The sequence below is a fragment of the Pseudomonas sp. NPDC087342 genome, assembly GCF_044744265.1.
Classification (GTDB): Bacteria; Pseudomonadota; Gammaproteobacteria; order Pseudomonadales; family Pseudomonadaceae; genus Aquipseudomonas; species Aquipseudomonas nunensis.
On the sequence record NZ_JBIUXZ010000001.1, the window covers coordinates 19343 to 38881 of the forward strand.

Sequence of the window (19539 nt, forward strand, 5' to 3'; positions counted from 1 at the left end):
CGCGCCACGGTGATACAGTCCGCTTTTTCTTGATGAGCGAACACAATGCGAATTCTGATGGTGGCGCTGGCCGCAACCCTGCTGGCGGGCTGCGCGGGCTCGGTAATGGAAGACTCCCGCACCAAATCCCCGACCAAGGTCCTGAACTCGGACAAACCTGAAAAAGTCGTCGCCCAGTGCGTGCAATTCGCCTGGCAGGACGAAGCGGTATTCGGGGTAGACGCCGGGGCTTATCTGCAGCCGGGCAAGAAGGGGGGTTCGACGGTGTACACCCGGTCGGCGGAAGTGTTTGTGGACTTGAGCAGCGATGCTTCCGGGACGCAGTTGAGTTTCTACTCGCAGCACGATGATTTTGTGAGCAAGCGCCGGTTGGCTGCGTTGGCGACCTGTTTGTAACGGTTTGCGCATTCCCCCTGTGGGAGCGAGCTTGCTCGCGATAGCGGTATTTCAGTCGACATCAATAGTGAATGTCAGACCGCCATCGCGAGCAAGCTCGCTCCCACAGGGTTTTGCGGTTTAATCGAGATTGATCAGGCGCTTCTGGAAAAAGTGGCGCTTATGCCCAGGCGGGTAATCAACTATCTGCCCAAACTCGCTATACCCTAGCTTCTTGTAGAACTCCGGCGCCTGGAAACTGAAGGTATCGAGCCAGATCCCTACGCATTCCTTCTCCTGCGCCAGTTCTTCGGCCATCTGCATCAGTTTCGTGCCCAGCCCCAGTCCCCGGCCTTCTTCCGGCACCGACAACAGCTCGATAAACAGCCATTGGTAAAACACCCGGCCATAGAGTCCACCGAGGATCTCGCCGTTGTCGTCGCGCACCAGCAAGGCAACCGGCTCTGGTTTGGCGAGCCCCGCTTGCGCCGCGTTATAGGTGCGCAGCGGCGCAAGGATGGCCTCGCGCTCTTCGTTGGTGGGATCTTGCGAGCGTTCGATACGCAATCTCATGGCTATGTCCTTATGGCGGTGACCCCGGAGATTATCTGGCTCGCCGACTTTGTTCCATCCCCGAACGCCAGTGGAACCGTCGCTCGCGCGCAGATGTCTAGCCTCTAGAGCGTCAATTCAGAACGCGGCCATGAGGATAGCCAATGAACATTTTCGAAGCCTTGCGCGAAAGCCACGACCGCCAGCGCAGCTATGCGGACGCGCTGATCAAGACCAGCGGCGACACCCCGGAACGGGTCGAAGCCTACAAGCAGCTCAAAGCCGAGCTCCAGGCCCACGAGACTGCGGAGGAACGGCATTTCTACATCCCGCTGATGGAGTTCGACAACGGTGTCGACCTGAGCCGGCATGCCATCTCCGAACACCACGAGATGGACGAAATGATGGAGACCCTGGACGAGACCGAGATGTCGGATCCGACGTGGCTGGTGACGGCGAAAAAACTCTCCGAGAAGGTCCATCACCACCTGAAGGAAGAAGAGCAGAAGTTCTTCCAGATGGCCGGCAAGTTGCTCGACGACAAGCAGAAAGAATCCCTCGCCGGAAAATACGAAAAGGAATACAAGGAACAACTTTCTTGAGCTGAGAAGGGTTCCGATTGCTGCCTCGCACTGTAGGTTTTCACCTACAGGGGCTGTAGGAGTTGGCTCAAAGTACTGGCTGTATATCCAGTGTTTGCGGGAAATTACCCAAGCAGGCAGCAGCGGCAACGAGAATCCGCTCGGTGGACAAAAAAAGCAGCTCCGTTAGGTTGAAGGCCTCTCCTCGGGAAGGAGAGTTCATCAATCAACGGAGTGAAAAAAATGAACAAACCACAGACTCAACCTGAACTGCGACACGGTCGTGTCACATCCCCTTCCAGCCGCGGCGCGGTCGCTGTCGAGCTGGGACTGCTGGGTAACTGGCAGGTCAACGAAATGGAAGGCGGCAAGAACTTCCCGTCGCTGACTGCCGGCCCGTTCCCGGCGCCGTATCAAACCGACAGTGACAGCGTTACGCCTCCGGCCGATGGTTTCATCCTCAGCGGCGGCAAGACCGATGCACGTGACTGCATCAACTTCACCAACGAAGAACTGAGCAAAAAACTCAACCGACCGTTTGCCTGGCCGCTGCTGAACGTCGACCCTGGCCAGACCTTCAAGGTCACCTGGGAATACACCGCACCGCACGTCACCCGTGGTTATCGCTGGCTGATCACCAAGGATGGCTGGGATTCGAAGCAGCGCATCTCTCGCGCACAGCTTGAAGCCAAGCCGTTCGCCGAGGATTTCTACACCCAGGTCCCGTACTACAGCCATTCCGCCGAGATGAAGGCCAAGGTCAACCACGAAGTGACACTGCCGGCCAACAAAAAAGGCCATCACGTGATCGTGTTGATGTGGATCGTCGCCAACACCGGCAACGCCTTCTATCAAGCGTTCGACGTGGACTTCAAGTAAGTCCGTAGCGTTAACCCACCCCCCGTTCTGAAGGAATAGAACATGTCTAAATTCGACTTTACGTTATTGAAATCTGCCGTCAGCGACGCTGCGTCGTTGATGCCGAGCATCGCCGGCAAGAAGATCCTCATGGGTTTCTGGCACAACTGGCCTGCCGGGCCGAGCGACGGTTACCAGCGTGGCCAGTTCGCCAACATCGCGCTGCAAGATGTGCCGAAGGATTACAACGTGGTGGCCGTGGCCTTCATGAAAGGCAACGGCATCCCGACCTTCAAACCGTACAACCTGTCCGACACCGAGTTCCGTCGCCAGGTCGGAGTGCTGAACAGCCAGGGCCGCGCGGTGCTGATTTCCCTCGGTGGCGCCGATGCGCACATTGAGTTGCACAAAGGCAACGAGCAGCCACTGGCCAACGAAATCATCCGCCTGGTGGAAACCTACGGTTTCGATGGCCTGGACATCGATCTTGAACAGAGCGCGATTGATTTCGCCGACAACAAGACCGTCCTGCCTGCCGCGCTGAAACTGGTCAAGGACCACTACGCCGGTGAAGGCAAACACTTCATCATCAGCATGGCGCCGGAATTCCCGTACCTGACCACCGCTGGCAAATACGTCGGTTACCTCCAGGCCCTGGAAGGTTATTACGACTTCATCGCCCCGCAGTATTACAACCAGGGCGGTGACGGGATCTGGGTGCAAGAAGCCAACAACGGCAACGGTGCGTGGATCGCCCAGAACAATGACGCGATGAAAGAAGACTTCCTGTTCTACCTGACCGAAAGTCTGGTGAGCGGGACTCGCGGGTTCACCAGGATCCCGGCGGACAAGTTTGTCATCGGCCTGCCGGCCAACGTCGACGCGGCGGCCACCGGTTACGTGATCAACCCGGCGGCAGTGGTGAATGCCTTCAAGCGTCTGGACGCCAAAGGGCTCTCGATCAAAGGCCTGATGACCTGGTCGGTGAACTGGGACAATGGCGTCAACAAGGACCACGTGCCGTACAACTGGGAATTCAGTCGTCGCTACGGGCCGTTGATCAACGGCAAGCGGTTGTCTTCCCATGAAGAGGCGCTCGCGGCAACCGAAGTCGCTAACAAGCTGTAAAAAAGAAGCCCGGCAGAGATGCCGGGCTTTTCGGTTTTCGCCTACCATGGGGGTCCTCTCACGAAAAAAGGATGCGTTGTGATGGCGAATACAGCCGACCGGGTCAACCTCATCGACTCCCAGGTGTTGTCCCACGACTGGTACCTGCTGAAGAAAATCACCTTCGACTATCAGCGTAACAACGGCGAATGGCAGCGCCAGACCCGCGAGGTCTATGACCGTGGCAATGGCGCGGCGATTCTGCTGTTCAACCGTGAGAAGCGGACCGTGGTGCTGACGCGTCAGTTTCGGCTGCCGGTGTTCGTCAACGGTCACGATGGTTTGCTGATCGAAGTGGCCGCCGGACTGCTGGAGGGCGCCGATCCCGAAGAACGCATCCGAGCTGAAGCCGAAGAAGAAACCGGCTATCGCGTTCATCACGTGCAGAAAGTATTCGAGTCCTACATGAGCCCCGGCTCGGTGACCGAGAAGCTGCATTTTTTTATCGCCGAATACGACGCTGCGTCGAAAGTCAGTGATGGCGGCGGGCTGGAGGAAGAGACCGAAGAGATGGAAGTGCTGGAGTGGAAATTCGACGAGGCACTTGAGGCGTTTTATCGCGGGGAGATCTGCGATGCGAAGACCATCATGCTGCTGCAATATGCGGCGATGAAGAACCTCTTCGCCGTTACCTGAGAGAGCTGGGCTTTTGTGGCGAGGGGGCTTGCCCCCGTTCGGCTGCGCAGCAGTCGTCGACTTATTAATCAGGTTCTTCTGACACCCTCCGGTGGCAGGTTTTGGGGCCGCTTCGCTGCCCAACGGGAGCAAGCTCCCTCGCCACAATGGGCAGTTCAGTCAGAACAAATCACCCGTCCGGCCAACCCCCGACCACTCGCAACCTTCCAGCGTCAGCAACCGCTCCTTGGCCTCAAGCCCACCCGCAAAACCGGTCAACTTCCCCGACGCCCCGATCACCCGATGGCACGGCGCCACAATCGAGATCGGGTTCTTGCCATTCGCCGCGCCCACTGCCCGAACCGCGCTGGGACTGCCGATCTGCTCGGCAATCTGGCTGTAACTGCGGGTCTCGCCAAACGGAATGGTCAGCAGCGCCTGCCAGACCTTTTTCTGAAAGTCGGTCCCGACAAAATCCAGCTCCAGGTCGAAGCGGTTTCGCGTGCCGGCAAAGTATTCCTGCAACTGTTGAACGGTGCGCAGCAGGATCGGGTTGTCCGGCGCTTCATCCATCGGCCCGAGTCGCACCCGGTTCGGTTTGTCGTTTTCCCAGAGGATGGCCGCCAGTCTCGAACCGTTCGCGACCAGCTTCAACTCGCCAACCGGGGAGGCCATGGTGGTGAAGGTGTAGCGCATGCCGGCGAACTCCGAAAACGGCTGAATAGAGGGCAAGCATACTGCCTGATCGGGGAGGCGCAATACGTAATCCCAGCCATACTGGCTACTGCTCTTGAAGCGTTCCCTCTGTTATTGCAGAGCCTAAAAACAAAAAAGAGACCGAATCATGAAGTTCGAACCTTTTGCCAAATCGCTGATGGCGACCACATTGGCGCTCAGCTGCCTCAGTGCTTACGCAGCCTCCGTGGCCCCGGTTGCGGCCGAAAACGGCATGGTGGTCACGGCCCAGCATCTGGCCAGCCACGTCGGCGTGGATGAACTGAAGAACGGCGGTAATGCGGTGGATGCCGCGGTGGCGGTCGCCTATGCGCTGGCGGTGGTCTATCCCGCAGCGGGCAACCTGGGCGGCGGCGGTTTCATGACCATTCAACTGGCGGACGGGCGCAAGACCTTCCTCGATTTCCGCGAAAAAGCCCCGCTGGCCGCTACCGCCAATATGTACCTGGACAAGGACGGCAACGTCGTTCCGGACCTGAGCACCCGTGGCCACCTGGCCGTTGGCGTGCCGGGCACCGTGTCCGGCATGGAGCTGGCCCTGAGCAAATACGGGACCAAGCCGCGCAAGGAAGTGATAGCGCCAGCCATCAAACTGGCTGAAGACGGTTTTGAGCTGGAGCAGGGCGATGTTGATCTGCTGGAGTACGCCACCGATGTCTTCAAAAAAGACATGCGCGACTCGGGCTCGATCTTCCTGAGCAACGGCGAACCGATGCAGGTCGGGCAGAAACTGGTGCAAAAAGACCTCGCGAAGACCCTGCGGGAAATCTCCGAGAAGGGCGCCGACGGTTTCTATAAAGGTTGGGTCGCTGACGCCATCGTCACGTCCAGCCAGGCCAACAAAGGCATCATCACCCAGGCCGACCTCGACAAATACAAGACCCGCGAACTGGCCCCGGTCGAGTGCGATTACCGTGGCTACCACGTGGTCTCGGCGCCACCGCCAAGCTCCGGCGGGGTGGTGATCTGCGAGATCATGAACATCCTCGACGGCTACCCGATGAAAGACTTGGGCTACCACTCGGCCCAAGGCATGCACTATCAGATTGAAGCGATGCGTCACGCTTATGTGGACCGCAACAGCTACCTCGGCGACCCGGATTTCGTGAAGAACCCGATTGCCCATCTGCTGGACAAAAACTACGCGACCAAACTGCGCGCCGCGATTCAACCGCAAAAGGCCGGCGTGTCCCGCGAGATCAAACCCGGCGTAGCGCCGCATGAAGGCAGCAACACCACGCACTTCTCCATCGTCGACAAATGGGGCAACGCGGTGTCGATGACCTACACCCTCAACGACTGGTTCGGCGCCGGGGTCATGGCGAGTAAAACCGGGGTCATCCTCAACGATGAAATGGACGACTTTACCTCGAAAATCGGTGTGCCGAACATGTACGGCCTGGTGCAAGGCGAGGCCAACGCCATCGCGCCCGGCAAGGCGCCGCTGTCGTCCATGAGCCCGACCATCGTGACCAAGGACGGCAAAGTGGTGATGGTGGTCGGCACGCCGGGAGGCAGCCGCATCATTACCGCGACCTTGTTGACCATACTCAACGTGATCGACTACGGCATGAACATCCAGGAAGCCGTGGACGCGCCGCGTTTCCATCAGCAGTGGCTGCCGGAAGAAACCAACCTGGAGACCTTCACCACCAGCCCGGACACGGTGAAGCTGCTCGAAAGTTGGGGGCATAAGTTCGCCGGGCCGCAGGATGCCAACCATGTGGCGGCGATCCTGGTCGGCGCGCCTTCACTGGGCGGCAAACCGGTGGGCAAGAACCGCTACTACGGGGCGAATGATCCGCGCCGCAATACGGGGCTGTCGCTCGGTTATTGAAGGTTGTCATCAGAGGGGGACGGAGGTATTTTCCGTCCCCTGGCTCACTGATTAAAATCGAGGAAGGACCCCATGACCACCGCATTACTCATCATCGACGTCCAACAAGCCCTGTGCAGCGGCGAGTACGAGTGCTTTGAGGTCAAACGCGTCATCGAGAACATCAATGGCCTGAGCGCCAAGGCCAGGGAAACCGGGGTTCCTGTCGTGTTGATCCAGCACGAAGAAAAGGGCGACCTGCTGCAACACGGCTCCAAGGGCTGGCAGTTGGCCGATGGCCTGGAGACTTCATCGCAAGATTTGCGTGTGCGTAAAACCACCCGGGATTCGTTCTACCAGACCCACCTGCAAGCATTGCTGCAAGACCAGGGCACTGATCGCCTGATTATCTGCGGCCTGCAAACCGACTATTGCGTCAACGCCACCGTGCGCCAGGCCCTGAACCTGGGCTACGACGTGGTGCTCGCCGCCGACGCGCATTCCACCGTCGACAACGGTAACGTCGCGGCCGAAGAAATCATCGCCGAACACAATGCCGACCTGGCCCATTTGACGGGGCCTGTGGCGCGGATCGATGTCCTGCCGACCGCGCAAATACGCATCTAAACCGCTGCTTTCAATCAGAAAAACACCCGAGGCGACTCATGGTTGTCGCCCCGCGGCCGATCTTTAGTGATCGCGCGGGTGCGCGATCGCGCCTGCCTTCCAGAAACGAATAGTGGACTGATCACAATGACCGGAGTTGTCATGAAACACCTCAAGCTCGCCTGCCTGTTACTGGCAACCACTGCGCTGTTCGGCTGCGCAACCAGCCGCTCGGTGGTCGACATCAATACGCCGCCTGCTGCAAACGGCAATGGCCAGAAAGTGTTTATCAGCGTGTTGGACGAACGCCGTTTCGAGCTCAAGCCTGAACTCCCCGAGATCCCGTCCCTCAAGGAAGGCGAAATCACCGATAAATCCATCACCGAACGCGCCATCGCCCGTAAACGCAACGGCTACGGCAAAGGGCTGGGCGACGTGTTGCTGCCAGAAGGCACCAAACTCAGCGATCTGATCGCCAAGAGCATCGCCGCCGCCTACGGTCAGGCGGGATATCGGGTAGTGCCGAGCAGCGAAAAAACCGTCGATACCCAAGCGGTGACCGTGCATGTCATCGAATTCTGGTCGTGGATGTCCCCAGGCTTCCTGACAGTCGGCGTGAACAACAAAGTGCACTTGAAAGTGGATACCGGCACCTCGAAGCCAGTGGTCGAAATCTTCGGGCAGAATCGCGAAGGCGTTCAAGCCGTGACCGACAACGACTGGAAGGAAAGCACTGAACAGGCGCTGAAAACCGTCACTGACACCATGGCCAAGAATCTGTAAGCCTTGGAGTCAACGAAACGGGCGCCATGAGGCGCCCGTTTTCATTAACGTCTGTGCTCAAATCAAGAATGGAATCTGCCCATGCCCCTCACGTTCTCTCCTGTCATCGTCACAACGTTGCTTTTAGCCGCCTCCGGCGTTGCCCACGCCAGCAGCTTCGACTGCACCAGCGCTACCAGCCCCACCGAAAAAGCCATCTGCGCTGACGCCTACACCTCGAATCTCGACCAGAAGCTGGGTGAGCTATGGACCACGACGCTGCCGAAAGTCGCAGATCCCAAGGCGCTGAAGACCGACCAGCGCCAGTGGCTGAAACAGCGCAATCAGTGCTCGGATAACCTCAGTTGCTTGCGGCAGAAGTACCAGATGCGCATCACCGAACTCGGGCACATGACCACGCCGTTCTCGTGGGACGCCACTTGGCAGATGATTGCGTGGGGTGTTTCGACCGGTGGCGAGTTGAAGACCAAGCGTAAGGATTCGACTCACATAACGTTCGACGTCTTGGGGGCGAGTGGCGCCAACATGGGCAATCTGGACGGTATCGCCACGCTCAACGGTACGACGGCGCATTACTCCGAGGGCGATTGCGCGCTGACCTTCATCGCCATGAATGGCGTGCTCGATGTCAATCAAGAGGGCAGTGATGCCGATTGCGGGGCGGGGATGGGCGTATTTTATGCCGGACGATACGTGGCATCGGAGCAATCCCTGGCAGCGGAAAACGACTTGCTCAGCGTAGGATTAGTGCGTACTCGGCAAGAAGACGACGTGCTGCACAACTTGCTCAAGGACGACTACCAACGGTTGGTCGAGAGCAGCAGTTCGAGGACCATTGGCGACGCATCCAGCGATGTGCCAGACGCTGAAGTCGATGAAATGTGGGTACGCGGGCTCGGCGGTATCAACGCTTCCATTTTCATGCACACCACAGACTCGCGCTTCTGGCTGGTGCTGATAGTCAGCGACTCGCGGGGCAACCTCCGCGCCCGTTACTACACCAATGTCCCAAGCTGGAAAGGGCGCCTGCCCGAAACACTCAAGCGTTGGTATGACAAACGAGCGGCGGCCGGGTCGTTGCCGCTGGATCTGATGCCTTAGCCGGTTGATTGGTATCAATGGCGTGACCGAGGTGGGATTTTGTTCGTTTTTTGCCGCGTTTAAACATGTTTTTGAGTGAGTGTTTAAGGACACCCGGTGTTACGTCATAAACGGCTACAACGCCTTGCGCCTTTACCTACGCGTACGCCAGAATCCGCTGGCTTGTGCGCTTTGACCCCGGCCTCTATCGTTTACCTGCCACTGCTTATCAGTGGTCGGGTTTAGTAGCCCGGTGGTTATTAGTAAGGTGCATGAGCGCCATTCAGTCAGGTCATTCTATGCCTGCACTTGATGGTGGTTGTGCGCAGGGCGCCCTTGGGCGCGCCGGGCTTGCTGATTCCACCGGTCTACTAACCTGCGTACAGCCGCCACCCTTCTTTTAGTAGAGAACGGTTGCGGCCCCAATTTTGGAATCTGATCTATGTTCAAAGTAACGCCGAATCCCCCGCATACACGTCCAGTACCCTACGACGCGTCTCTCGATCTTGACCCCAAGAAAATGAAAGAGGCCGCCGACCGCGCACTCAACTTCTACCTGAACCCCGGGGCGACGAAAACGCAGATACCGCCCCGCAGTCCCAGCACCATCTTCACCATCGAGGCCGCGGTGGATGACGAAGCGTTGCTGGTCCAGGCCTATGACTCGTTTTCATTGGCCAGCGTCATGGCCAGCGATTTCGCCGAGCAGATGGAAGGCCCGCAACGCAAGAGGATGCTGCTGTTGTTGCAGGTGATCACAATGGGTGAGTTAGCGGTCAATCGAGTACTGGATAACCACAAGCCTGGGTAGCAGCCAGGCACATCCCTGTAGGAGCGAAGCTTGCTCGCGAAGGCGTCTCGCCTGACACACCGCGTTATCGTTCTTCGCGAGCAAGCTTTGCTCCTACGGTTAACTCGTCAGGCCTGATACACCGCGTCATCGTTCTTCGCGGGCAAGCCTCGCTCCTACACACAGATCCAAATCATGCCCAGGAACGACGCTCACCTGTGGCGAGGGGGCTTGCCCCCGTTGGGCTGCGCAGCAGCCCCCCAAAAAACTCAAGTAGCAAACAAAACCCCACCAATCGCCCCGACCCGCTCCGGCACCACACCCCCCAACACCAACCGGGTAATCGTCGCCGCTGCTTGCTGATAATCCCCATCCTCCGGCACTTGCCGCCCGGTGATATGCGCCATCTGCCAGCCGAGGTTGGTATAGGTGCGCGTCGCCGACCAGATAAACAGCATCAAATGCTCCGGATCCACCGGCGCCAGCAATCCGCGTTCGATCCAGCTGCGCAGGCAGTCGACATTGCGCTGCGCCTCGGCATACAACAAATCGCGACACTCCTCAGGCAACTGCCGTCCCCCCAGCAACAACTCGTCACTGAACACCTTGGCAATGTGCGGATGCTCGCGCGCGATGCGGATCCGCGCCGCGATGTACGCCTGCAATCCCACCACCGGATCATCGCTCTCGCGCAACACCGCCGACGCTTCCAGCAACGGCTCGACAAACCCGAGCAGCACCTTGGCGTAGAGGTTTTCCTTGCTCTGGAAGTAGTAATACAGATTCGCCTTCGGCACCCCGGCGCGCGCCGCAATGTCCCGGGTCTGGGTGGCGTCGAAACCTTTGGCGGCAAATTCCTCGCTGGCGGCGGCCAGGATCAGTTGCAGATTGCGTTGACGAATACTGGTCATGAGGCAGGAACAAAGGAGGAGGGCATGAGGGCGTCTTGAAAAATCGGTTTCGTAATATATAAAACTATACAGCGTATGGGCCAGACGCGAGTCGTCGGATTGCAGGGGCGGTTGCCCAAATCAAAAGGGCAGGCCGGCAATCGTGTCCTAAACTGAATGGGGCTTCGGCCCTGCATAGTCAAACGCCGACAGATGCACCATCCAACTGGAGGCATTCCCATGAAAATTGTCGTCATCGGCGGAACTGGCCTGATTGGCACCCAGCTCTGCAATAACCTTCGCCAGCGCGGACACGACGTCCTCGCCGGCTCACCCAGCACCGGCATCAACGCCCTGACCGGCGAAGGCCTCGACGCGGCGCTGGCCGGCGCCGAGGTGGTGGTCGACGTCGCAAACTCGCCGTCCTTCGAAGATACCGCCGTGCTGGAATTCTTCGAAACCTCCGGCCGCAACCTGTTCGCCGCCGAGAAAGCCGCCGGCGTGAAACACCACGTTGCCCTGTCCGTCGTCGGCACGGAACGCATGCTCGACAGCGGTTACTTCCGCGCCAAAATGGCCCAGGAAAAACTGATCAAGGATTCGGGCATTCCCTACTCGATCCTGCGCGCCACGCAATTCTTTGAGTTCATCGGCGCCATCGCCCAATCCGGCGAGCAGGGCAACAGCACGCGTTTGCCCTCAGCCGACCTGCAACCGATCGCTTCGGCGGATGTTGCGGCGGCACTGGCTGACATTGCCGAGCAACCACCGACGAACCAGACGCAAGAAGTGGCCGGGCCAGATCGGCTGCCGATCGCCTCGTTCGTCCAAACCTACCTGCAACACAACGATGATCCGCGAGAGGTGATTTCGGACGCCGAAGCCACCTATTTCGGCGCGCCCATCGACGACCGCTCACTGACCCCCGGCGCGAATCCGATCGTCGGCGCGACCCACTTCGACGCATGGCTCAAAGGTAATTAGTGGATAGACGGGTGGCGGTCGCCCGTACGGGATCGCCACCCATCTGCTTTTGGCCATCCAGATGAGGAAACCCTCATGCACCTCCATTCTCTCTTCGCCTTACTGCCTGTGTTGTGCGCCGGACTGGCAATGGCTGCCCCCGAGCCACCGGTCGTCAAACCCGTGATGGAACAGGCGCTGCCCGACTACCCCGGAAAAGAAGTGCTGATGATCACCGTCGAGTACCCGCCCGGCGGCGCGGACCCCGTGCATCGCCACGACGCGCATGGCTTTATCTACGTGCTCGAAGGCTCCATCGTCATGGGCGTGAAGGGCGGCAAGGAGGTCACGTTGACGCCGGGACAGAGTTTCCATGAAGGGCCGGACGATGTGCACACGGTGGGACGCAATGCCAGTCAGGACAAACCGGCGAAGTTTTTGGTTTTTCTTTTGAAGGAGAAGGGGAAACCAGCAGTAATTCCGGTGGAATGACCGAAAGTACTGCCAGGTCAATGCTTGCACTCCGCCAGCACCACCTGGCAAGTGTCCGGCGTGCCACCGGAGCGGCCGGCATAACGCATGCAATTATCCAAAGACTTCTTGCGCGCCATACTCAAGGTGTCACCCCAGGCCAGTCCGCCCTCGCCAGCAGTCGGCAGTGCTTTCGCATAGCAACTTGAGCCTATGCTTGAAGCCGAATAACGCGCCTTGGCCGATTTGCCGGCACATCCCGACATCTGCGCCAGGCTGATCGCGAGCAGGGAAAGCAGGATCCATGACGAGCATTGGCGTGCAGTGTGTCCGGTCATCCCGATTCCCCTGTGGCAAGAGGCTGAGGCAGGTTGGTGCGCGTGTTCTCTTAATATTAGACGGTGTACGGGGAGTGCCTTTCCTTTAATAGACCTGAGCTGGACGCGATTCCTGCGTCTATGGCATGGTCGAATGAATACGCCATGTCGCCAACAGGATAAGAATAATGGGGGAGGGTAACGACGTTACTTCCATGGCCACGCTTAACGCCTTCAACCGCTGTGTGCTGCACCTCGGTCGCTTGGCCCGGGAGCGTGGCGCTTCGCAGTTCATCGAAGAGGGCCTGCAAGCGTTCAGCGAACTGGTGCCGTTCGCTTCGGCGTGGTGGGGCGAGATGTCCGCCTCTGCCGCCGATGCGCCGCCCAAGAGCTGGATGCACGGGCGCATCAATCTGCCGGAGTCGTTTGCCGCCGAATGGTACAAAGGGGCCGACAGTGACAGCTTCTCCCATGACACCTTGAGTCAGCCCGGCGAGGTCGTGCGCGAAAGCGGATTCGACAATCTGAACGATGTGGTGGACGCGTTTGCGCGGCGCCACGATCTGTACCACGCAATGTGCATCACCTTCGAATTGCCCGAAAGCGGCTTGATGTTTTTCGTCTGTCTCTACCGTGGGGAACACGCGCCAGTGTTCAACGACAGCGAAGCCGATTTGTTTTCGGCGTTCTGCGATCACTTGCTGCAACTCTGGCGATTCCAGGTGCAGGACATGATTCGTTTCCACACCGGCAGCGGGGCGACTGATTTTGGCATCGCGCGACCGGACGGCAGTCTGCTGTATGTCGGCGCCAGTCTGTGCGCCGCCATCCAGCGCGAGTTGCCAGGGTGGAGCGGCTCGACGCTGCCGTTTGAGGTGATCGCGCAACTGCCGAAAGCGCCGTGCGTGATCCGTCTCGGTCGCTGCGCGTTGACGCTGAGTCCGAATGCCGAGCACGTGATTCTGTCTCTCGAAACGCAAGCGCGCGGGGCGGTGCTGGCGCCACGGGAACGCACGGCGGCGATGCTGTTCGCCGCGGGCCATTCCTACAAAGAGATCGCCAAAACCCTCGGGCTGAGCCCGGCCACCGTGCGCACTTACCTGCGCAACTGCTATTTGCAGCTCGGCGTGAAGAGCAAGGTGGAACTGGGTTCTGTCCTGCGTTCGCCGTCGCACGATACCCGTCGTACTCCTCATTAATTGCCTGACCCTCCTCATTTGTGGAGGTCCGGATTTCGACTGCGCGCTATAGGGTAGGCCCTGCCTGCCACGGGCTGGCGCGACAGTCTGTTCGGGCACTTCAAAACTATAAAAACAGAGGTGAGGCAGTTGAAACTTTCCAGGCTATTTATCGCGGTTGCCGCGACGACGGCATTCGCCAGTGTGGGGGTGGTGGGGTGTCAGACCCAGGGTTCGAGCGGCGCCGACATAGTGATGCGCAACGGCTATGTCTACACCGTCGATGGCAAGAATTCGGTACAACAGGCGATTGCCGTGACCGGCGGCAAGATCGTGTATGTCGGCAGCGATGCAGGCGTTGCTGCCTACATCGGCAAGCAGACGCAATTGATCGACCTGGCCGGGCGCATGCTGATGCCGGGCTTCATCGATGGGCACATGCATCCCGGTGATGGCGGCCGCGCGATGACCTTGTGCGACCTGAAATACCAGACCATGACCCGCAAAGTCTTTCAGGAAACCATTCAGGCCTGTCTCGATGCGGACAAGGACAAAGGCCCCGACGTGTGGCTCGAAGTCGGCAGTTGGGATCGCATGGGCATGGACGGCCTCGACGGCGACCCGGACAAATCGACCCTGGACGCGCTCAAGACCAAACGACCGATTCAAGTGCGCTCCACCGATTTCCACACCGTGTTGACCAACTCCCGAGGCCTGGAAGTGGCCGGCATCACCAAACAAACGCCCAACCCGAGTGACGGCAAGTACGTGCGTGACAAGGCCGGCAACCCGAACGGCATCTGCGAAGACGGCGCCGCCGACACCATGGCCGCCGTGGTGCCCCCGGCCACCGACGCCGAGAAACTGACCCAGACCCGCGCCGCCCTCGACGCCATGCGCCAGCAAGGCATCACCAGTTTCTTCGACGCCTTGTCCGGGCCGGAAAATGGCAAAGCCTTCACCACGCTTCAGCAGTCCGGCGAACTGACCGCCCGCGCTTTGCTGGCGATCAAACTCGACCCGGCCGCCGCCGCGGCAGACCCGACGAAAACCATCGCCGAGGCCAAGGCCCTGGCCAATACCTACGACCAGGGCGAAACCAAAGTCGCGCCGGGCGTGAGCATGCGCCACGTCAAATTGTTCATGGACGGCATCATCAATGCGCCGGCGGATACCGGGGCGATGTTGACGCCGTATCTGCACAACGCTGGCACCGACAAGGCACCGAAGTGGGCGCCGGGCAAAAACGTCGGCGAGCTGTACTTCCCGCCACAAGTGCTCAATCCGCTGCTGCTGAAAGCGGTCGAGGCCGGTTTCGATCCGCACCTTCACGCCACGGGCGACCGGGCGGTGCGCGACTCCTTGGACAGCATCGAATACGTGCGTCATCAGCTGCCGGGCAACGCATTCCGCCCGACCATTACCCACAACGAATCCGTGGACCCGGCCGACTATCCGCGCTTCAAAGCGCTGGACGTGACCGCCAACATGTCCTTCCAGTGGGCCCAGCAAGCGCCGTCTACCGTCGATGGCACCAGTGATCACCTCGGGGCCGCACGTTTTGCGCGCATGGAACCGTCGGGCAGCATCGCCCGTGCGGGTGGCCGCATCGCCTATGGCAGCGATTGGCCGGTGGACCCGCTGGATGAATTCCTTGCACTGAAGATCGGCGTCACCCGCTCGGGCGATCCGCTGAACCCGCACAGCTACGGCCCCAAGTACGCCGGCAAGGTGAATGGCGACCCGGGGCTGTCGCGCTCGGAAGTCCTGCGTGCCATCACCCAAAACGCTGCCGAGCAGTTGAAACTGGACGCGGTGGTCGGTTCGGTCGAGGTCGGCAAGTTCGCGGACTTGATCGTGCTGGACAAGAATTTCATGCAGGTGCCCGAGGATGAACTGGCGCGCAACAACGTGCTGTTGACCATGGTCGGCGGCAAAGTGGTGTGGGCCAAGGCGCCGTTCGTGGGCGTTGTACAACAACAATAAAAAAACACCACCCGCCATTAATACCGATCAGTGCGAATCGTGGTGGCAGCCGAACGCATCGCGTCATGTAGCAGCTGGCGTAGCCTGCGTTCGGCTGCGAAGCAGTCGTCAATTCAGCTCACGCGGTTTACCTGATGTACCGCGTTCCCTGGTTTCACGACTGCTTCGCAGCCGAACGCAGGCTTCGCCAGCTGCTACGCCGGACGCCGCTTCGCTTGCTCGGTATTGGCGTCTACCTTTTCTGAAGAGCACGTCGCAATGACTCAACAACGAAGTCCCTTGATCGAGACCCGTTCGATTGATTACATCCCCGAGGCCGAGCGCCATGGCAGCCTCTATAGCCAGTTCACCTTGTGGCTCGGTGCCAACCTGCAAATCACCGCCATCGTCACCGGCGCACTGGCGGTGGTGCTCGGCGGTGATGTGTTCTGGTCGCTGATTGGCTTGCTGATCGGCCAGTTGCTCGGCGGCGCGGTGGTCGCCCTGCATGCCGCGCAAGGGCCGAAGCTCGGGCTGCCGCAGATGATCTCCAGCCGGGTGCAATTCGGCGTCTACGGCGCGGCGATTCCGATTGTGCTGGTGTGCCTGATGTACCTCGGTTTCAGCGCGACCGGCGCGGTGTTGTCGGGGCAGGCGATTGCGCAGTTGATCAGTGTCAGCGACAGCACCGGCATCCTGATTTTCGCCGCGTGCATCGCGTTCCTGACGATCTTCGGCTATCGCGTGATCCACTGGGTGGGCAGGGCGGCGAGCGTGCTGGGCATCATTGCCTTCGCCTATCTGTTTACCCGGCTGATGACCGTCAACGATATCGGCCTGTTGCTGGAAAACCGCCACTTCGGCTGGAGCACTTTCTTGCTGGCGGTATCGCTTTCGGCGTCCTGGCAGATCGCGTTTGGGCCTTACGTGGCCGACTACTCGCGTTACCTGCCGAGCAAGACATCTTCGTGGAAAACCTTTGCCGCCGTCGGCCTCGGCACGGTGCTGGGCGCGCAGGCTTCCATGGTGCTCGGGGTGTTCGCGGCGGCATTGGCCGGTGCGAACTTTCGCGGTCATGAGGTGGCGACCATCGTCGGGTTGGGCAGTACCGGCGTGATGGCGTCGCTGCTGTATTTGAGCGTGGTGTTCGGCAAGGTTACAGTGTCGACGCTCAACGCCTACGGCAGCTTCATGTGCGTGGCGACGATTATCAGCGGCTTTCGCAGTCGCCTGGAAATCACCGCCCGGCAGCGCATGGTGTTTGTGCTGCTGATTGTCGCCGCGTCCACCACGTTGGCGCTGCTGGGGCAGTACTCGTTCCTGAACTCGTTCAAGTACTTCATCCTGTTTCTGCTGACGTTCTTCACGCCGTGGAGCGCGATCAACCTGGTGGATTACTACTTCATCAACAAGGAGCGTTATGACATCCCGGCGCTGTCTGACCCGACGGGGCGCTATGGTCGGTGGAACTGGCGGGGGATCGGCGTGTATGTGATCGGGGTGTTGATCCAGTTGCCGTTTGTGGACACGCATTTCTACTCAGGACCGATGGTGGCGCAGCTCGGCGGTGTGGACATTTCGTGGATTGTGGGGCTGGTGGTGCCGGGGGTGCTCTATTACGGGTTGGCGAGGAACTCGGCGATGGCGGTGTCTTCGGAGCAGCAATCGAAAGCGTGATCCTTGCACTCCTTGCTGAACGAGTAATCTGTGGCGAGGGAGCTCGCTCCCGCTGGACTGCGCAGCAAGCCCCTGCTTTTCAGGAAAGAGCGGGGCCGCTGCGCAGCCCAGCGCGAGCAAGCTCGCTCGCCACAGGACGGTGTTTTAGTCTTGAAGGCCGATGTTGTTCTTCAACCCATCGCGAAAGACGATGGAGCTATGAAGATAGCCCCGTCACTTCCTGTCACTGTCGATTTTTGCTTTCGTATCCTGATCGATGATGTTGCGCAGAGCCTCAAAAATCGGTTGGGCACTGGTGTGTTTTTTGCCGTACGCCAGATTGAACGCGTAGTCGAAGCCCGGCGGGTTCAGGCCCTGATTGTGTTGTAGCAGGGTCTCCAGTTTGTCCAGTGCCTTGACCGCCTGCGCCTCGGGGGACAACGCGTTTTCGTAGTCATCCCAGAGCGCCAATATCTCTGTTTTCAACGCGTCATCAAGGGTGCTGGTCAAGAGCAAAAGATCGCGTCGTTCATGCTCGCTCTTGTCGGGGAACGAGGCTTGGCTGACGGCCGGAATGTCGCCGTTGATGGCTTCGCCCAGGTCATGAATGACACACATCTTGAGGACTTTCAGAAGGTCTAGGCTGGCCAGTTCGTCCGCGAACACAATGGCCATCAGGCACAGGCGCCAGCTATGTTCAGCCGTACTTTCGGTGCGCCCGGAGGTGGTATGCGCACTCCTGAGTACATCCTTGAGCTTTTCTGCTTCGCGCAGGAAGTCGAGGCGTCCTTTGATTTTTTCGATATCCATACATCCGCCCAGTAGGTTGACCGGCGTTTGCCTGGCAGCATAACGTCCCGGTTACTGGCGCCAGACTAGGCCCGGCGAGGCACATCGTCCACGCATAAAATATGCGCGGCCGTGCTGTCAGAGTGTTTCCACCAGACGTGCCGCCGAGCCGTCGGAGAGGGGGATGCGCGTCCAGCGACACAGGCTATGGCGGATGGGGACGAGCGCGGAATCATTGCTGCCGGTGAGAAATTCCAGAGCGGGTGGGGCGAGGGTTTCCCGCCAACCCGACTCATCGAGCGCGGCCTCAGTGCTCAGGATTTCTGGCGTTGCGAAGCGCCAGAGCGAGTGCCCCAGAAGATCGCCCAGCGGGCTGGCAAACTCGGCGGCACGAGACGGGGAGCAGGCCAGCAGACGATGGGTCAGGTCGCAAATAAGATGAACCGGCCGCGGGCTTTCCGCGACCAGCCTGGCGAGGACGTGATCGGCGGCGGAATCGAGACGAGCGGCCAGCAACCGTTCAAGTTGCTGGTGTGCGGCGCGATCCATTGCTTGTACGCCACTCTCCCACCGGGAAATCGTCGATTGGGTGACGCTGAACATCTGCGCGGCATGGGCTTGTTTGACGCGGTGCAGCAAACGCCATCGCCGGAGCGCGATGCCGGGCAGGGCTGGCTTCAGCAATAGGTCAGGCATTTTGGGTTCCCAGGGGGCGGCGGGCGGGTTCTCCAGTTTGATGAGTGCGGGAGCGCCCTGCAAATTGGCTGGATAATGGGCGTACGTGAAACACCAGACCTGATGGCGGCCCGCTACACTCGGACCCAATCCTAAGGAGGGAACAGCATGACCATCCAGGCCCAACGCGCCGACGTCAGCCACCTCGACCCAGTCGCCCGACTCTTCGACGCCTATCGAGGTTTCTACGGCCAGCCTTCGAACCTGCAGCAGTCCCGAGACTTCATCGCCGAACGCATCGCCCAGGATGAATCCGCGATCTTCCTCGCCCTGGACGACAACGGCGACGCGCTGGGCTTCGTCCAGCTCTACCCGACGTTTTCCTCCATCGATGCCCATCGCACCTGGCTGCTCAGCGACCTCTTCACCACACCTGCTGCTCGGGGTCGCGGGGTAGGGACCTTGCTGATGAACACTGCCCGCGCGTTTGCGCTGTCGACGGGCGCGAAGGGGTTGGTCCTGGAAACGGCGACGGACAACTTTGGTGCGCAGCGGTTGTATGAGTCGTTGGGGTATGTGCGGGATACGGGGTATTACACGTATTGCCTGGATTTGAAGCAGGTTTGATTAATGTGTAGGAGCGAGGCTTGCCCGCGAAGAACGATAACGCGGTGTGT

At 59.6% G+C, this 19539-nt stretch carries 21 protein-coding genes and 1 pseudogene; 16 read left to right on the plus strand and 6 right to left on the minus strand.

Annotation, left to right across the window (positions count from 1 at the left end; translation table 11 throughout):
- Positions 1-45: 45 nt before the first annotated feature.
- Positions 46-396: a hypothetical protein gene (locus ACIOYV_RS00110; protein ID WP_054614135.1), complete on the plus strand. Its 351-nt coding sequence runs from the start codon at positions 46-48 to the stop codon at positions 394-396.
- 120 nt (positions 397-516) lie between these two features.
- On the opposite strand, the gene ACIOYV_RS00115 is transcribed toward ACIOYV_RS00110, so the two are convergent.
- The gene (locus tag ACIOYV_RS00115) at positions 517-948 is read right to left on the minus strand and encodes a GNAT family N-acetyltransferase (RefSeq protein WP_401319757.1); all 432 of its coding nucleotides are present in this window, start codon (positions 946-948) and stop codon (positions 517-519) included.
- A gap of 143 nt (positions 949-1091) precedes the next feature.
- On the opposite strand from ACIOYV_RS00115, the gene ACIOYV_RS00120 reads away from it, so the two are divergent.
- The 4 genes and pseudogenes from ACIOYV_RS00120 (at position 1092) to ACIOYV_RS00135 (ending at position 4169) form a co-directional block, all read left to right on the plus strand.
- Positions 1092-1529, plus strand: coding sequence for a hemerythrin domain-containing protein (locus ACIOYV_RS00120; RefSeq protein ID WP_054614137.1), 438 nt, complete (start codon positions 1092-1094; stop codon positions 1527-1529).
- A 222-nt stretch (positions 1530-1751) separates the two neighbouring features.
- Positions 1752-2387, plus strand: a complete 636-nt coding sequence (locus tag ACIOYV_RS00125; RefSeq protein WP_163913803.1) for a lytic polysaccharide monooxygenase auxiliary activity family 9 protein — start codon at positions 1752-1754, stop codon at positions 2385-2387.
- Positions 2388-2429: 42 nt separating this feature from the next.
- Positions 2430-3431: pseudogene (locus ACIOYV_RS00130) on the plus strand (chitinase); the annotation flags it as partial.
- 144 nt (positions 3432-3575) lie between these two features.
- Entirely contained in the window at positions 3576-4169 is a 594-nt protein-coding gene (locus tag ACIOYV_RS00135; protein WP_401319760.1) for an NUDIX domain-containing protein, read from the plus strand.
- 159 nt (positions 4170-4328) lie between these two features.
- Here ACIOYV_RS00135 and ACIOYV_RS00140 read toward each other — a convergent pair whose 3' ends face one another.
- Complete coding sequence (locus ACIOYV_RS00140) at positions 4329-4844, minus strand: methylated-DNA--[protein]-cysteine S-methyltransferase (protein ID WP_401322514.1); 516 nt, start codon at positions 4842-4844, stop codon at positions 4329-4331.
- A 148-nt stretch (positions 4845-4992) separates the two neighbouring features.
- On the opposite strand from ACIOYV_RS00140, the gene ggt reads away from it, so the two are divergent.
- The 5 genes from ggt (at position 4993) to ACIOYV_RS00165 (ending at position 9979) form a co-directional block, all read left to right on the plus strand.
- Entirely contained in the window at positions 4993-6720 is a 1728-nt protein-coding gene (gene ggt / locus ACIOYV_RS00145; RefSeq protein WP_290026503.1) for a gamma-glutamyltransferase, read from the plus strand.
- A gap of 72 nt (positions 6721-6792) precedes the next feature.
- Positions 6793-7326, plus strand: a complete 534-nt coding sequence (locus tag ACIOYV_RS00150; RefSeq protein WP_163913810.1) for a cysteine hydrolase family protein — start codon at positions 6793-6795, stop codon at positions 7324-7326.
- A gap of 141 nt (positions 7327-7467) precedes the next feature.
- The gene (locus tag ACIOYV_RS00155; RefSeq protein WP_401319764.1) at positions 7468-8088 is read left to right on the plus strand and encodes a flagellar biosynthesis protein; all 621 of its coding nucleotides are present in this window, start codon (positions 7468-7470) and stop codon (positions 8086-8088) included.
- An 81-nt stretch (positions 8089-8169) separates the two neighbouring features.
- Positions 8170-9189 (plus strand): lysozyme inhibitor LprI family protein, encoded by a 1020-nt coding sequence (locus ACIOYV_RS00160; RefSeq protein ID WP_401319767.1) that lies wholly within the window; start codon positions 8170-8172, stop codon positions 9187-9189.
- Positions 9190-9610: 421 nt separating this feature from the next.
- Positions 9611-9979: a DUF6124 family protein gene (locus tag ACIOYV_RS00165; protein ID WP_401319770.1), complete on the plus strand. Its 369-nt coding sequence runs from the start codon at positions 9611-9613 to the stop codon at positions 9977-9979.
- Positions 9980-10227: 248 nt separating this feature from the next.
- On the opposite strand, the gene ACIOYV_RS00170 is transcribed toward ACIOYV_RS00165, so the two are convergent.
- The gene (locus ACIOYV_RS00170; RefSeq protein ID WP_401319773.1) at positions 10228-10869 is read right to left on the minus strand and encodes a TetR/AcrR family transcriptional regulator; all 642 of its coding nucleotides are present in this window, start codon (positions 10867-10869) and stop codon (positions 10228-10230) included.
- Between the two features lie 219 nt (positions 10870-11088).
- Here ACIOYV_RS00170 and ACIOYV_RS00175 point away from each other — a divergent pair, with 219 nt between their 5' ends.
- Complete coding sequence (locus tag ACIOYV_RS00175) at positions 11089-11832, plus strand: SDR family oxidoreductase (protein WP_401319776.1); 744 nt, start codon at positions 11089-11091, stop codon at positions 11830-11832.
- 75 nt (positions 11833-11907) lie between these two features.
- Positions 11908-12303, plus strand: a complete 396-nt coding sequence (locus tag ACIOYV_RS00180; protein ID WP_401319778.1) for a cupin domain-containing protein — start codon at positions 11908-11910, stop codon at positions 12301-12303.
- 17 nt (positions 12304-12320) lie between these two features.
- Here ACIOYV_RS00180 and ACIOYV_RS00185 read toward each other — a convergent pair whose 3' ends face one another.
- On the minus strand, positions 12321-12620 hold the full coding sequence (locus ACIOYV_RS00185) for a hypothetical protein (RefSeq protein ID WP_290026511.1): 300 nt from the start codon (positions 12618-12620) through the stop codon (positions 12321-12323).
- 167 nt (positions 12621-12787) lie between these two features.
- On the opposite strand from ACIOYV_RS00185, the gene ACIOYV_RS00190 reads away from it, so the two are divergent.
- The 3 genes from ACIOYV_RS00190 (at position 12788) to ACIOYV_RS00200 (ending at position 17419) form a co-directional block, all read left to right on the plus strand.
- Positions 12788-13798 carry a helix-turn-helix transcriptional regulator gene (locus tag ACIOYV_RS00190; protein WP_401319781.1) on the plus strand — a complete coding sequence of 337 codons (1011 nt, stop codon included), beginning with the start codon at positions 12788-12790 and terminating at the stop codon, positions 13796-13798.
- 129 nt (positions 13799-13927) lie between these two features.
- Positions 13928-15763: an amidohydrolase gene (locus tag ACIOYV_RS00195; RefSeq protein WP_401319784.1), complete on the plus strand. Its 1836-nt coding sequence runs from the start codon at positions 13928-13930 to the stop codon at positions 15761-15763.
- A gap of 258 nt (positions 15764-16021) precedes the next feature.
- On the plus strand, positions 16022-17419 hold the full coding sequence (locus tag ACIOYV_RS00200; protein WP_401319786.1) for a purine-cytosine permease family protein: 1398 nt from the start codon (positions 16022-16024) through the stop codon (positions 17417-17419).
- Between the two features lie 213 nt (positions 17420-17632).
- On the opposite strand, the gene ACIOYV_RS00205 is transcribed toward ACIOYV_RS00200, so the two are convergent.
- Positions 17633-18208, minus strand: coding sequence for an HD family hydrolase (locus ACIOYV_RS00205; protein ID WP_401319789.1), 576 nt, complete (start codon positions 18206-18208; stop codon positions 17633-17635).
- 117 nt (positions 18209-18325) lie between these two features.
- Positions 18326-18883: a helix-turn-helix domain-containing protein gene (locus ACIOYV_RS00210; RefSeq protein WP_401319792.1), complete on the minus strand. Its 558-nt coding sequence runs from the start codon at positions 18881-18883 to the stop codon at positions 18326-18328.
- A 147-nt stretch (positions 18884-19030) separates the two neighbouring features.
- Between ACIOYV_RS00210 and ACIOYV_RS00215 the strand changes: the two genes are divergently transcribed.
- Entirely contained in the window at positions 19031-19489 is a 459-nt protein-coding gene (locus ACIOYV_RS00215; RefSeq protein WP_401319794.1) for a GNAT family N-acetyltransferase, read from the plus strand.
- Positions 19490-19539 lie beyond the last annotated feature (50 nt).